The organism is Ideonella sp. FW305-24, from assembly GCF_058788035.1.
On the sequence record NZ_JBYTAI010000001.1, the window covers coordinates 259,174 to 272,412 of the forward strand.

Annotated in this window: 11 protein-coding genes; 6 read left to right on the forward strand and 5 right to left on the reverse strand. The window is 65.7% G+C overall.

Annotation, left to right across the window (positions count from 1 at the left end; translation table 11 throughout):
* The first annotated feature begins 15 nt into the window (after window positions 1-15).
* Window positions 16-261, forward strand: a complete 246-nt coding sequence (locus tag AC3WR5_RS01150; RefSeq protein ID WP_492482583.1) for a YSC84-related protein — start codon at window positions 16-18, stop codon at window positions 259-261.
* Here the strand turns inward: AC3WR5_RS01150 and AC3WR5_RS01155 are convergent.
* On the reverse strand, window positions 210-998 hold the full coding sequence (locus tag AC3WR5_RS01155; RefSeq protein ID WP_231012965.1) for a hypothetical protein: 789 nt from the start codon (window positions 996-998) through the stop codon (window positions 210-212). The two genes, AC3WR5_RS01150 and AC3WR5_RS01155, sit on opposite strands and share 52 nt — an antisense overlap.
* Window positions 999-1,231: 233 nt before the next feature.
* Between AC3WR5_RS01155 and AC3WR5_RS01160 the strand changes: the two genes are divergently transcribed.
* The 3 genes from AC3WR5_RS01160 to AC3WR5_RS01170 all read left to right on the forward strand — a co-directional run bounded on the left by AC3WR5_RS01160 (window position 1,232) and on the right by AC3WR5_RS01170 (window position 5,501).
* Complete coding sequence (locus AC3WR5_RS01160) at window positions 1,232-1,912, forward strand: polysaccharide deacetylase family protein (protein ID WP_492481221.1); 681 nt, start codon at window positions 1,232-1,234, stop codon at window positions 1,910-1,912.
* 122 nt (window positions 1,913-2,034) lie between these two features.
* The gene (locus tag AC3WR5_RS01165; protein ID WP_231012964.1) at window positions 2,035-3,171 is read left to right on the forward strand and encodes a putative glycoside hydrolase; all 1,137 of its coding nucleotides are present in this window, start codon (window positions 2,035-2,037) and stop codon (window positions 3,169-3,171) included.
* Window positions 3,168-5,501, forward strand: coding sequence for a serine hydrolase (locus AC3WR5_RS01170; RefSeq protein ID WP_492481223.1), 2,334 nt, complete (start codon window positions 3,168-3,170; stop codon window positions 5,499-5,501). The genes AC3WR5_RS01165 and AC3WR5_RS01170 overlap by 4 nt, the downstream gene beginning before the upstream one ends.
* Before the next feature lie 258 nt (window positions 5,502-5,759).
* Here the strand turns inward: AC3WR5_RS01170 and AC3WR5_RS01175 are convergent, their stop codons facing one another.
* Both AC3WR5_RS01175 and AC3WR5_RS01180 read right to left on the reverse strand, forming a co-directional pair.
* The gene (locus AC3WR5_RS01175; RefSeq protein ID WP_492481225.1) at window positions 5,760-6,704 is read right to left on the reverse strand and encodes an Acg family FMN-binding oxidoreductase; all 945 of its coding nucleotides are present in this window, start codon (window positions 6,702-6,704) and stop codon (window positions 5,760-5,762) included.
* A 209-nt stretch (window positions 6,705-6,913) separates the two neighbouring features.
* Entirely contained in the window at window positions 6,914-7,153 is a 240-nt protein-coding gene (locus tag AC3WR5_RS01180; RefSeq protein WP_492481227.1) for a DUF3562 domain-containing protein, read from the reverse strand.
* A gap of 337 nt (window positions 7,154-7,490) precedes the next feature.
* Between AC3WR5_RS01180 and AC3WR5_RS01185 the strand changes: the two genes are divergently transcribed.
* Together AC3WR5_RS01185 and AC3WR5_RS01190 are read left to right on the forward strand one after the other, a co-directional pair.
* Window positions 7,491-9,434 carry a phosphate transport regulator gene (locus tag AC3WR5_RS01185; protein WP_141284646.1) on the forward strand — a complete coding sequence of 648 codons (1,944 nt, stop codon included), beginning with the start codon at window positions 7,491-7,493 and terminating at the stop codon, window positions 9,432-9,434.
* The gene (locus AC3WR5_RS01190) at window positions 9,431-11,152 is read left to right on the forward strand and encodes a PEP/pyruvate-binding domain-containing protein (RefSeq protein ID WP_492481230.1); all 1,722 of its coding nucleotides are present in this window, start codon (window positions 9,431-9,433) and stop codon (window positions 11,150-11,152) included. Before AC3WR5_RS01185 ends, AC3WR5_RS01190 begins: the two co-directional genes overlap by 4 nt.
* 21 nt (window positions 11,153-11,173) lie before the next feature.
* Here the strand turns inward: AC3WR5_RS01190 and AC3WR5_RS01195 are convergent, their stop codons facing one another.
* Both AC3WR5_RS01195 and AC3WR5_RS01200 read right to left on the reverse strand, forming a co-directional pair.
* Complete coding sequence (locus tag AC3WR5_RS01195) at window positions 11,174-11,398, reverse strand: hypothetical protein (RefSeq protein ID WP_492481232.1); 225 nt, start codon at window positions 11,396-11,398, stop codon at window positions 11,174-11,176.
* Window positions 11,399-11,593: 195 nt separating this feature from the next.
* A complete protein-coding gene (locus tag AC3WR5_RS01200; protein WP_492481234.1) occupies window positions 11,594-13,156 on the reverse strand; it encodes a methyl-accepting chemotaxis protein in 1,563 nt (520 codons plus the stop codon).
* Window positions 13,157-13,239 lie beyond the last annotated feature (83 nt).

Below are 13,239 nucleotides of genomic sequence, written 5' to 3' on the forward strand. Positions count from 1 at the left end.
GAACCGAGAACGGTTCTGCAGTCTGAAAAGGCCTTGAACTCGGTCTACAAGACCAGCGCCAAGCTGGGAGTGGATGCCACCGTCGCGCTTGGTACGAAAGGTGGAACGCCGGCGGCAGCCGGCACCGACCTGGTCGTGTATTCGAAGATCAAAGGAGTGTTTGCCAGTGTGGCCGTGGACGGCCTGTTGCTGAAAGGATTCACGAGCGGCTACTTGACCTTGCCGAGGGCGACTCGGAACTCCTCGAGCTTGGCTTCGTAATGCTCCGCTTCTCCATAAGCGAGGAAGCGGTTGTAGCGCGCGTGAGTTCCCAGGATCTTGTGCGCATGCTTGATGGGGCAGAAGTACTGCTCGGTGCGGGCGACGATCTCGCGCAGGTAGGCAACCAGCCCGTTTGCATACTCGCAGTAAGTGCAGTGAAACTTCTCGATGAAGTTCAGGTAGCCGAGGTGGCGCCTGTCGTACACGAGGTAGTCGCTGCGCCGCACCTTGGCGATGCCGTAGATCGGGAAGCACGCCCACTGATAGAAGCTCACGAACAGATCCAGCATCAGCAGCGGTATCGCCATGCCGTAGATGATCGGGCCGGTGATCAGGTTCTGCGGGCGGTTGGTCACCAGCCAGCGAAAAAAGCCGGTCTTGAGCTTGCGGTGTGCCACCTTCACCGAACTCTCGAACTCCACCCGCTTGCCGTTGATCCGGAAGAACATGCGACTTTCCTGCTCGTGCACGGCCGTGCGCAGTTCTTCCTCGAGGCCCGCCATCTGGGCCAATATCTCGGCGATTCGACTATTCATGGTGCAAGCATAGTCGCGCCCCCCCGAGGGCGGGCATGCGCGTACAAAGGTCGCGCGGCCAAGCTGCTGATCGAAAGCCCTTGCGGCTGATCGCCGGGGGCTGCGTTCTGGTTCGCCAGCCAGCAGGCCAACATCGGCACCTGTTCCCACAAGCGCGCAGCCGAGGCTGCCGCTCAGCCGGCGTGGCTTCGCGATCTGCATTGCGGGCGATCAAGGTCGCACGGCCTGGGTGGCTGCAAGCTGCGCCCATGATCACTCCAGCACGAGCGCCTGAGAACCAAGCCACATCGAAGGCTGGCCGTGCCATCGACCGCACACGTCGCGCGCTCACGTGCACGCTCGTCGGTTCACCGCTGGTCGGTCGAGCGGCGGCCGCCGCACCCGCAAAGACACAGCGGGTTCCGATCCTCGTGTTTCACCGCTTCGCAGAGACCATGGCCGACAGCATGACGATGCGGATCGCAAACTTCGAGTCGCAGCTGCGCATGCTGGAGAGCCGGAATTGCCACGTCATCCCGCTGTCTGATTGGGTCGCCTGGCGGCTCGCGCTGGCCAGCGGCGATGCGGCCCCGTTGCCGGCGCGCGCCGTCGTGCTGACTGCCGACGACGGGCACCGATCGCAATTCGAGGCGATGGCGCCGGCCCTGCGGGAACGCAGCTGGCCCGTCACGCTGTTCGTCTACCCTTCCGCGATCTCGAATGCCAGCTATGCAATGACCTGGCCGCAGCTCCGCGAGCTGGCTGCCGACCCGCTCGTCTCCGTTCAATCGCACACCTTGTGGCATCCGAACCTGGTTCGCGAGCGCGGTCGCATGGCGCCCCAAGCCTTCCGCAGGTTTGTAGCCGACCAGTTGACCCGCTCGCGCGACACGTTGGAGCAGAAGCTGGCACACCCCGTCACCTTGCTGGCCTGGCCCTTCGGCCTGAGTGACGAAGGTCTGGCGGCCCAGGCCGCCGAGGCCGGCTACCGGTCAGCGTTCTCGCTTGGCAACCGTTCGGCCGGGCCCGCCGATCCACTGTACGCGGTGCCGCGCCATCTGATCGTCGACAGCGTGGATGCAAGCCAGCTCGCGGCCCGCCTCGAAGCTGCATTCGCGAACGGGATGGCATCGTGAGGCGCCTGGCGCCCGCTTGGATCGGGCTCGCGATGTGCGTCGCGGCTGCGCAGGCTTGCGCACTCGGAGGCGAGGTCCGGGACGCAGTGTCGGGTCGACCTGTCGCGCTCGCGACGGTTGTCGTGGCCGGCGAAGTCCATGCCAGCGACAGCCTGGGCAGGTTCGAGGTCGATGGCGCCACCGACGGCGCGTCCGTCACCGCGCGTGCCATCGGCTATGCCAGATTCCAGGGCATCGTCGCTTCGTCCGCGCCGCTCGTCATTGCGCTGACGCCGCTGCGACCCAAGGCGCTCTACCTCTCGGTGTACGGCATCGGCAGCGCGACGCTGCGCGGCGACGCGCTCAAGCTGATCGACGAAACCGAGCTCAACGCTTTGGTGATCGACGTCAAGGGCGACCGCGGCTTCGTGCCCTACCGCAGCGCGGCGCTGGCGGCTTCAGGGCTGACGCAGACGCTGGTCACCGTGACGGACATGCCGACGCTGCTGCGGACATTGCACCAGCGCGGCCTCTACCTGATCGCCCGCATCGTCAGCTTCAAAGACGAGCCCTATGCGACCGCCCATCCGGCGTGGGCAGTGCACGATGCCCACGGAAACGTGTGGAAAGACCGCGAAGGCCTGCCATGGATCGACCCGTTCTGCCGCGAGGCCTGGGAGCGCAATCTGGCGCTGGCCGAGGAAGCGGCGGCCCTCGGCTTCGACGAGATCCAGTTCGACTACCTGCGCTTTCCCGATGCCACCGGGCTGGTGTTCTCCGAGCCCGACACCGAAGACCGCCGCGTCGCTGCGATCAATGGATTCCTCGACGCGGCGCAGCACCGCCTGGCACGCTACAACGTGTTCGTCGCGGCCGACATCTTCGGCTACGTCGCCTGGAACAGCAACGACACCCACATCGGCCAGCAACTCGAGGCCATCGTCAAGCACGTCGACTATCTCTCGCCGATGCTCTACCCCTCAGGCTTCTCCTTCGGCATCCCGGGGTACCGCGACCCGGTCGCGGCGCCCCACGAAATCGTGGAGAACAGCCTGCGCCGCGCCATTGTGCGGACCGGCTTACCCGGCCTGCGTTTTCGTCCGTGGCTGCAGGCATTCCGCGACTACGCCTTCGACCGGCGCGCTTTTGGCGAGCGCGAGATCCGCTCGCAGATCGACGGCGCCGACGACGTGGGCACCGACGGCTGGATGCTGTGGAACCCCAACAACCGCTACGGCGAGGGTGGGTTGGAGGCCGACACGCAAGGCTCGTCACCATGAAGCATCGCCGGCTGCGCTGGTGGGCGGCGGTGATTGCGCTTCTCGCGCTGCCTGTTTTGACAGCCGCTGGCGACCTGTCCCGGCAGGACTGGACGCCGATTGACGCTGCAGTGCGCGCACAGATCGCCGCCCGCCAGTTGCCCGGTGCCGTGCTGGTGTTCGGCGATGCCGAGCACATCTGGCTGCGACGCGCCTGGGGCTGGCGTGCGCTCGATCCGCAGCGAGAACCGATGACTGCGGACACCGTCTTCGACCTCGCGTCGCTGACCAAGGTGATCGTCACGACCACAGCGGTGATGCAACTGGTCGAACGCGGGCTGGTGCAACTCGACGTCCCGGCTGCCCGCTACTGGCCTGCCTTTGCCTCACACGGCAAGCAAGCCATCACGGTGCGCCAGTTGCTGACGCACCGCTCGGGGCTGCGTCCCGACCTGGACTTGCGCGAAGACTGGCACGGTTACGCCGCCGCCATGCGGCGCGTGGAGGGCGAATCTCCAGGCGCTGCACTCGGCAAGCGCACGGTGTACAGCGACATCAACTTCATTGCACTCGGCGAATTGGTCCGTCGCGTCTCCGGTCTGCCTCTGCAGGTCTATGCGGAGCGCCACGTACTGGGTCCGGCCGGAATGCGCGACACGGGGCTCCTGCCGGACAGGGCCTTGCGTGCACGCATCGCGCCGACGGAACGCATGGGCGGCGAACTCCTGCGCGGCACGGTGCACGACCCGACTGCCAGGCGCATGGGCGGCGTGTCCGGGCACGCCGGTCTGTTCGGCACGGCCGACGATCTCGCGCGCTTCGCACAGGCCCTGCTGCGCGGCAAACGCCTCCTCGACCGGTCCTCCATCAAAGCCCTTCAGCAGGCCGAGGGGGATCCGAACGATCCGGACAGCGTGCGGGGCATCGGCTGGCAGTTGCAGGCGCCGCTGGTGGCCAATCGCGATGACCTCGAACCCAAGGGCCTGCTCGGGCACACCGGCTACACCGGCACGGCCCTGTGGATCGATCTCGTCCAGGGCCGCTTCATGGTCCTGCTGAGCAACCGGGTCCACCCGGACGGTCAAGGCAACGCCCAACCGCTGCGACGGCAGGTACTGGCCCTGGTGTCCAGCCTTGCGCCTCCGCTGGAAGCGGCGGCGCGGACGAGCCCGCTGCCCACCCTGCGCGTTGCCACCGGCATCGATGTCTTGCGCTTGCAGCGCTATGCAGCGCTGACAGGGCGCCGCATTGGCCTGATCACCCACCTCGCCGCGATCGATGCGCTCGGCTGGCGCACCTTGGATCGGCTGCGCTGGGCGCCCGGTGTGACGCTGGTCAAGCTCTTCAGCCCGGAGCATGGCCTCTACGGTGACGTCGAGGGCGCGGTCCCATCGGGCACCGAACCCTTCAGCGGACTGCCGCTGATCAGCCTCTACGGCGCGGCCACCCGCCCCGGTGTCGCGAGTCTGCAAGACATCAACACCCTGGTGTTCGATGCGCAGGACGTCGGCGCGCGCTTCTTCACCTATGCCTCGACGATGGCGCAGGCGATGGAAGCCGCCGCCGAGCAGGGCATCCGGTTCGTCGTGCTCGATCGGCCCGATCCGATCCGTGCTGATCGCGTCGCAGGGCCGGTGCTCGACCCGGGCCGGGGATCTTTCACCGGGCCGGAAGGACTGCCCGTGCAGCATGGCATGACCGTCGGCGAACTGGCGCTGTGGTTCCGGGACGACCTTCGTGCTCGCCGCGGGCTCGATCTCGACCTGCAGGTCATCACCATGCAGGGATACCAGCGCTCGATGTGGTTCGATCAGACCGGGCTCGACTGGGTACCGCCCTCACCCAACCTGAGGACGCCCACGCAAGCTGCGCTCTATCCGGGTGTCGCCTGGGTCGAGGGCGCGAACTTGAGCGTCGGGCGCGGCACGAGCCATCCCTTCGAGTGGCTGGGGGCGCCCTGGGTGGTCGGCAGCACGCTGGCCGATGCGTTGAACGAGGCCGCACCGCCGGGCCTGCGCTTCACGTCCGTCGACTTCACGCCCGATGCCGGCCCCTATGATGGGCAGCGCTGCCACGGCGTCGAGGTCCGTGTGGTCGATCGCGACACGCTTGATGCTCCCCTTCTCGGCGCACTGCTGGTGAGAACGCTGCACCGCCTGTGGCCCCGCGAGTTCGCCATCGACAGCACCCTGGCAACCATCGGTGCCAGTGCGACGCTGCAGGAACTGACAGCCAGCACCGACCTCGCCACGGTCGCGTCGAACTGGCAGCCAGCGCTGTCGGCATTCCGATCCCGGCGTGGCCACGACCTCCTGTACGAACCGCCGACGCCGCCAATGCTGTCGCGTTGATGCAGATCAGTGCGTCCGCGCGGCTCACGCACGCGCCATTGATCGCACGCAACGGTCTGCGCCATCGGCGCCGCCATCCTCGCAGGCATGGCCTCCGCCACCTTGTTCACGAAGGAACATGACATGGGCGCGCAAACCACCTCGAGCACCCACGACCCAGTGCTTGCCGCCTATGACACCCACACCGCGGCCGGCAAGGCGTTCTGCGCGGCGTGGCTTTCCACCTTGTCAGGTTTGGCAGTCGTCGTGCGGCAGCATTCACCCGAGAATGGCGTCGACCGGCCTGCGCATCGAAAGCGGCATCACCGGGCCCCGGCCAAAGCGCACCACCAGATCCGGCCTCTGGCTGCCCAGGCCGAGCGCTGCAGCGAATTGAGGGCGGAGCGCGCTGACCTCGACTGGCTGATTCACGAAAGCGTTTCGGATGCCGAGCGTGGTGGCCTGAAGCGCGAAACGCTCGTAGCAGCGCCCTGCCTCGATCCAGTGCACCCTGTCGTTCGCCTCGGAAACAAACACGGCCAGGCCTGCAGAATTCCGGAGCTGCCTCGCATAGCGCTCGTTCTCGGACTCCGGCGTGAAAAACAATCCCATCAGAGGACTGGCCAGCCAGCGCGGCAAGACCGGGGAGCCCGTTGTGCCGGAGAAAAGACCATCGCCCGATCGTTGCGCCTCGGAAGCACTGAAGCGGATCCAGGACTTCAGTTCGGCAACGAAGGCGGCGTCGGCCATCTGCGCGCTGTTCGCCTCGATCACGTAGGCCAGAACATTTTCCATGGCGAGGCGTTCTGTCAACAGCATCACCCGCACCCCGTTGCCCGTCCCTGCCCGTTCCAAGCGCCGGAGATCGTCGTTTGAAATCGGTTTGCCGTCGTAATCGCCACGGGTGCATTGCCGCTCGGTGATGGCCCGGAACAGCGGCGTGATGGAGGGCTTCGTGGCTTCAAGGCTCACGGCGATGTCGTCCGGACTCGCCAGGTCCTTGCGGACCTCAGCCTGCAGCCCGGCGGCAAGTGCTGCATGCGTCAGGTTTTCAACAGCGCAGCCCAGAGACACGTGGAGATGATGGTCGTCGGGGTCGACGGCCGGGCAACGTCGCGACAGATCGGGCGCGATCACGATGGAACGTTCGTTCACGCGGAATTTCCAGCATTGCGTGTTGTGGCTGGATGGTGCGAGCGACGCGAAGCGCACCAGTTCGCGCATCAGGAAGGCATGGTCAGCCGGGCTGCTGGCAAGCGGTCGCCGCAAGCTGCGGGCGTAAGCCTGCTCGCCCGCGCTGTCTGAACATGCGACCAACGCTGGCGAGAGCGCGCCACAACTCAACGCACCCAGCAAGAAGTGTCTGCGCATCGGCGGCACAACATGTCGGGGAGATGAACGCAGAGACATTGAACCCGGCACTCGAATTGGTCTCAAGTAGCAAGCCCCGCCCGTCTTTCGGAATCTCCGACAGGCCCGAACAGGTGACGTCGATCAAAGGTTTCCAGCACGTTGCGAATCGCGAAGATGTGGAGGTACTTCGTGATGCGAGCACCCAGCGCAAGTTCGGCTCGCGCCCCTTCGTAGAGATTGGCCATCTCCGTGACCGAAATGTGACATTCCAAGGCCAAGGACTCGACGATCCGAGACTGATCAGGTTGCAGCAGATTCATGTTGGGCACGGCGACTCCTTGACTCGACATTGGTTCATGAAAGTGGCACACAAGGCCCTGCGGCAATCGTGCGGCACGGCACAAAGATCTTGACAGATCAATCAGGCATCTCAATGAACGGACCCAATGTAGTCCGCAAGCAAATTCGGCGAGTTGCCCGGCATCAAGATCGGGAGTGGTCGCAATGCGCCATCGACTATCGACATGTCAAAGGCGGCGGTGCGGGCCGCGCGATTGCGCTGCGTCAACTCCGGTGCGCAGGCTGCGCCGCCCTGTCATGCAAGCGTCATTCATCAAGCCAAGACTGGCCCCACCCCAGGCTTCATGAATCGAACCCATGCAAAAGACTCAAGCGCTGACCGCTCTCGGACAGCAACGGCTGATGCTGCCGGCATGGGTCAAGGCGGCGCTGGCCGCCAATGACCGCCTCAAGGTCTACCTCACGGTGCTGCAGACTGCTGCAGCACATGCATCTCACCCCAATCGCGACCTGCCCGACCTGACAAAGGAAATCGCCGCGACCACGTTGGAAGCCGGTTGGTTGATGGGAGTCATTGCGGTCGCGACGCGGGTTGACGATTCGCTGGCACTTCCGGAGTTGCCAAGGCTGATCAAGGGCCTTGAAGACGACCTCACGACCATGGCCCGACCGGTGCTGGAGAGCGTCCCCGCTGGCGAGCAGACACATGTCCGTGTCGAGCACTGGCTGGCCTGGCTCCGGGACCTGCCCGCAGACCGGCTCGCCGACGCGCAGGTCGACGCTCTCACCCGCGGCCTGCGGGGTGAACAGGACAGCCTGCACCTGCTGGTGATGGATTTGCACAAGCAGATCAACAAACTGTCGGCCGAGCTGGCCAGCGAGGTCATCGCCGGTGCCAACGCGTGGGAGCTGCAGCCCGGAGATCGCCCGCGAGTGGCTGCCTTCATGCGGGGCCTGAATCGCACGTCGGAATTGAAGTTCGACCACCCGGGGTTGGACACGGTGGCCACCCGAGACGGCGAACGCCTGCTGATCCAGAACGACATCGGCACCAATGATGCGCACGTGCTGGTACTGCAGGTGACCGGCTGCGTGATCACCCTGACCTATTCCGACCTGCACCCGGCGCGCTTCGAATTTTTCCAGTCGATGCTGGCGCCGCTGGGTGCGGCATGGTCGGAGCGGGTGTCTCGCACCGACGCCGAACTGAACCAGGGCCTGGCCTATACCGTGGGCACGGCCAGCTTTGATTGCGCTGATGATGCGGCAGTCGAGGCCGCGCTGGAGGGCATCGGCTCGCGCATCGTCTTCCTGATCGACTGGAACCGTGCGCGCAAGCGCCTGCGCGCCTTCGTCGACAAGCAAGCCGCGATCACGGTGCTGGCCGACGCCGCCAGGCTCGACGTCGGCCACCGCGCCTGGCTGCAGGTGGGTGGCGAAGGGCTGATTTTCGCCGCGATGCAGGCCGTGGGCGAAGGTGCATTCCGCATCGGCGACCGGCTCGATGAAGTCATTGGGGCAGCCGATGCGCACAGCTTCCTGGTCGCGGTAATGCGGCTGGCGTGCGACGCGCTGCACCGTGGGCAACCGGTCGCGCTGGTGGCCGACGAGACGCGCATGCTGCTGGCGCGGCATGTGCGCCAGCGCAGCAGCGAATTCGACCTGCTGGCCGAACATGCCGCCTACTGCGAAACGCTGGCTCAAGCGATCGGCGACGCGCTGGCGCACGGCGCAGAGCGTTCGGCCAAGGCGGCAGCCGAACTCTCGGCACGCGCCAAGACATGGGAGCGCAGGGCAGACGAGCTGGTGATGCAGGCACGAGAGAAGGCTGAACGCCAGCCCCGCTGGCGGCCCGTGGCCTTGCTGGTGGCGCAGTCCGACGACGTGGCCGATGCACTCGAAGAAGCGGCCTTCCTCATCAGCCTGATCGCCGACGGCCACCTCAAGGGCTGGAACGACGAGGTTCGCAAGGTGCTCGGGCGCCTGGCCACCAGCGTGCGGCAGGCCACACAAGATCAGGTCAAGGCACTCGCGATCGCACGCACGCTGGGTGCCGGCAGCGAGGCGGCCGACAACGACGCGTTCCTCAGGGCGACATGGCGGGTCGTGCAGGCCGAGCAGGCATGTGACGCGCTGCTGCGCGACGCGCGGCGCGAGATGCTTGCGGCCATCCAGGACGCACCCTCGCTGATGCTGGCCAACGACCTGGCATGCACGCTGGAACTGGCATCCGACCGATTGCTGGTTGCCGCTTACGCGCTGCGCGACCTGGTGTTCGGCACCGCCGGGGTGCGCGAATGAAGTCGCAAGCCGTCCATCTCGGCAAGCACCGCCAAGCCTTGGACCATCCCTTCCCAAAGGGCCCGGAAGTTGCGCCCTCAAGCAGGCCGACGGTTGCGCCAGAGCAGTCGCCAGCGCTACCACCCGAGGTCTACCTGATCGGATGCGGCCACGACACCACCCATACGGCTCAGGGGTCGGCACAGCGCATGGGCTTCAAGGCCTGGAACCTGTTGCGCATGGCCGGCCTGTCCCTGCCCGTGCCCCCAGCCTTCGTGCTCGGCACCCACTACTGCGTGGACCCCGCAGCACGCGCCATGAGCGCCCACCCCGATGTGTGGCGAGCGGGGCTGCAGGCGCTCGAACAGGCGACCGGCCTGACCCTGGGAGATGCCCGCCGGCCGCTGCTGCTTTCGGTGCGCTCCGGCGCGCCGGTCTCGATGCCAGGGATGATGGAAACGCTGCTGAACATCGGGCTTTGCGACCATACCGTCGAAGGCCTGTTGCGCCAGACCGGCAACCCCCGCCTGGTTTGGGATGCCTACCGCCGCCTCGTCGCCAGCTACGGCGAGGTGGTGGCGGGGCTGCCGGCACTGTGCTTCGAGGAAGTCGCCGCGGCGCTGCTGCAAGGGCGGGACGAACGCTTGCTTGACTTTGCAGATCTGCGCTGGCTGACCCAGCGCTTTCTGCAGGTCTATGCCGAGCATGCCGGACACCCCTTCCCTCAACAGCCGACGGCGCAACTCGCTGGCGCCATCGAGGCGGTGTTTGGCTCCTGGCAGTCCGCCAAAGCGCAGGCGTACCGGCGCCTGAATCACCTCGACGATGCCATCGGCACCGCGGTGACGGTTCAATGCATGGTGTTTGGCAACGCCGGTGGCCGGTCGGGCGCAGGCGTCGGCTTCACGCGCGACCCTGGCAGTGGCGCACCAAACCTGTGGGTGGACTTCCTGTTCGACGCGCAGGGGGAGGACGTGGTGTCAGGGCGCCGCAGCGCACACGGACACGACGAGCTGGCAACCGTCCTGCCGGAGGTCTGGCAGGCACTCAACGATGCGGCACAACAGCTTGAGCATGCCTTTGGCGACATGCAGGACTTCGAGTTCACCGTGCAGGACAACCGCCTCTTCATGCTCCAGACGCGCGCCGGCAAGCGAACGCCACAAGCCGCAGCGCGCATTGCACTCGACTTGCTCGACGCGGGGCTGATCGAGCCCGATGTGGCGCTCGCCCGCACGGCAGGGCTGGATCGCCAGGCGCTGGCGCAAACGCACGTGGTGGCATGCGACGGCGCCCCCTTGCGGCCTTTGGGGCACGCCGCCAGCGCCAGCAGCGGTGTGGCGGTCGGCGAGATCGCGCTGGATGCGGCGCGGGCCCTGGCCCGTCAGGAAACAGGCATCCCTGTCGTGCTGGTGCGCCGTGACGCGGACACCGCCGACATCGCGGCGCTCGAATCAGCCACCGGCCTGCTCACGCAACGAGGCGCCCGCACATCGCATGCGGCCGTGGTCGCCCGGCAACTGGGCAAGGTGTGCCTGGTCGGCTGCAGCGAACTGCAGATCGACGAGACCGCGCGCACGGCGAAGGTCGGCGACCAGATTCTGCACGAGGGAGACCTGCTCACCCTCGATGGAAACGACGGAACCTTCTATGCCGGCAAGTCGCAGGTTGAGGTCACCTTTCCCGAAGCACTGCTCGCACGTCTGGGTGCATTGCGGCGAGGAAGTCAAATCGGCTGAAAAGCAAGACCGGGTGCCGTATCAAACGGCTGCGACGACGAAGGACCGCCAGCGGCTTTCGAAGGTGACAGCCTGTTCGGGATGCAGGGGGCCCACCTGCAATGGCCCGCCAGCTGGCCCTAGGACCTGGAAACTCATTCCCTCTTGCTGCAGATAGGCCAGCAAGAAATTGCGCAAGGGATCCCCCTCACTGATGTGCACTTCATACGACCAGCGGTCGCCCTCGGCCCGGGTCAGGATGCGCATCACGGTGCCCCTATGTTGCATTGCAGCAATGATGCACGATGCTCACTCCCTTCCGGCGGAAAGGACTATTCTGAATCGACGGTGCCGCTTTGGCCTGACCTCCGCTCTCGCCTCACCGCCGGATGTCTCGTTTGCGGGCAAGTTGTCTCTGAGACAGCCACCTGGCATTCCCATTCAGCACTGGCACCGTTCTCCTCACGCAGGATCGGTCATTTCCAGCTTGAACTGCGCCACTGTTTCGACAAGTTGTCCCGCCTGGCTTTTGAGGCTGCACGCGGCTGCCGCCATCTCCTCTACGAGCGCAGCGTTCTGCTGGGTACCAAGATCCATTTGCACCACAGCTTGATTGACCTGCAAGACCCCCGCACTCTGCTCCGTACTGGCGGCACTGATCTCGCTCATGATGTCCGTGACCCGCCGGACGCTCGTGACGAGTTCGGCCATGGTGCTGCCCGCCTGGCCGACGAGCTTGTTGCCCTCCTCGACGCGACCGACGCTCTCACCGATCAGGCTCTTGATCTCGCGGGCGGCCTCGGCAGATCGGCCCGCAAGGCTGCGCACCTCCGCAGCCACGACGGCAAATCCGCGACCTTGCTCACCCGCCCTCGCGGCCTCCACCGCTGCGTTCAGCGCCAGGATATTGGTCTGGAACGCGATGGAGTCAATCACACCAATGATGTCGACGATGCGCTTGCTCGCTCCATTGATGCCATTCATCGTCTCCACCACTTGCGCGACGACGCTGCCGCCGCGCGCGGCCGTCTCGGAAGCATTCAGTGCGAGCAGATTGGCCTGGCGCGCGTTGTCGGAGTTCTGCTGCACTGCGGCGCTGAGCTGCTCCATTGACGCCGCAGTCTCCTCCAGTGCGGCCGCCTGCTGCTCGGTACGAGCGGAGAGATCTTGGTTGCCCTGCGCAATCTCCGCACTGGCGGTGGCCACGCCCTCGGAGCCCGCGTGGACCTTGCCAACCAGGCTGCGCAGGCTGTCCTGCATCGACTTGATTGCGTGCATGAGGCTGGCGCCATCGCCCGCCTTGAGGCTGACGTCGACGGTCAGGTCACCTTGCGCAATGCGCCGCGCGACGCCGGCGGCATCGTCCGGCTCGCCACCCATCTGCCGCAGCAAGCTGCGGGTGATGACCAGGCTGACCGCCATCAGCACGGCCGCCAACAACGCCGCGCCCATCAGTGCGCCAACGATGCGCCGCTGGACCACCGAGTCCACGCTGTCGACGTAAACGCCGGATCCGATCACCCAGTTCCATGGGGTGAAGGCCTTGATGTAAGTGACCTTGGGCATCGGGGCATCACTGCCGGGCTTTGGCCACATGTAGCTGACGAAGCCCTCGGCCTTCTCCTTCGCGATCTTGTTCATCTCCACCGTGAGCAGCTTGCCGTTCGGATCCTTGAGCCCCGAAACATCGGTTCCATCGAGCGAGGGATTGGTGGGGTGCATCACCATCCGGAGCTGGGTGTCCTGGATGAAGAAGTACTGATTGCCGCTGTAGCGCAGGCTCTTGATGTCTTCGGCAACTCGGCGCTTCGCCTCGGCCTCGCTCATCGCGCCTTTGGCCGCCTGGTCCCGATAGTGCGCGAGCAGCCCGTAGGCGGTCTCCACGGCTTGCTTCACGCCGAGTTGGCGTTCCTCCATGATCAGGCTGCGCTCGGTGAAGAGGAATGTCGCGACGAGCAACGCAATGCCGAGCAACGCACTGCCGATCAACAATCCGAGCCGCTTGGAGATGGTGAGTTTCGACATGTTCAGATTCCAACAAATTTGATGACAACAGCGTGGGAGGATGGCTGGACGAGCTTGATCGGTTCAGGTCACCGTGTGTGGGG

What these genes read in the sequence shown, in the direction of transcription:
- AC3WR5_RS01190 (WP_492481230.1), top strand. Translation starts at nt 9,431, where the DNA reads ATGAAGTCGCAAGCCGTCCATCTCGGCAAGCACCGCCAAGCCTTGGAC.
- AC3WR5_RS01185 (WP_141284646.1), top strand. Translation starts at nt 7,491, where the DNA reads ATGCAAAAGACTCAAGCGCTGACCGCTCTCGGACAGCAACGGCTGATG.
- AC3WR5_RS01200 (WP_492481234.1), bottom strand. Translation starts at nt 13,156, where the DNA reads ATGTCGAAACTCACCATCTCCAAGCGGCTCGGATTGTTGATCGGCAGT.
- AC3WR5_RS01175 (WP_492481225.1), bottom strand. Translation starts at nt 6,704, where the DNA reads ATGCGCGAACTGGTGCGCTTCGCGTCGCTCGCACCATCCAGCCACAAC.
- AC3WR5_RS01170 (WP_492481223.1), top strand. Translation starts at nt 3,168, where the DNA reads ATGAAGCATCGCCGGCTGCGCTGGTGGGCGGCGGTGATTGCGCTTCTC.
- AC3WR5_RS01180 (WP_492481227.1), bottom strand. Translation starts at nt 7,153, where the DNA reads ATGAATCTGCTGCAACCTGATCAGTCTCGGATCGTCGAGTCCTTGGCC.
- AC3WR5_RS01195 (WP_492481232.1), bottom strand. Translation starts at nt 11,398, where the DNA reads ATGCGCATCCTGACCCGGGCCGAGGGCGACCGCTGGTCGTATGAAGTG.
- AC3WR5_RS01155 (WP_231012965.1), bottom strand. Translation starts at nt 998, where the DNA reads ATGCAGATCGCGAAGCCACGCCGGCTGAGCGGCAGCCTCGGCTGCGCG.
- AC3WR5_RS01160 (WP_492481221.1), top strand. Translation starts at nt 1,232, where the DNA reads ATGGCCGACAGCATGACGATGCGGATCGCAAACTTCGAGTCGCAGCTG.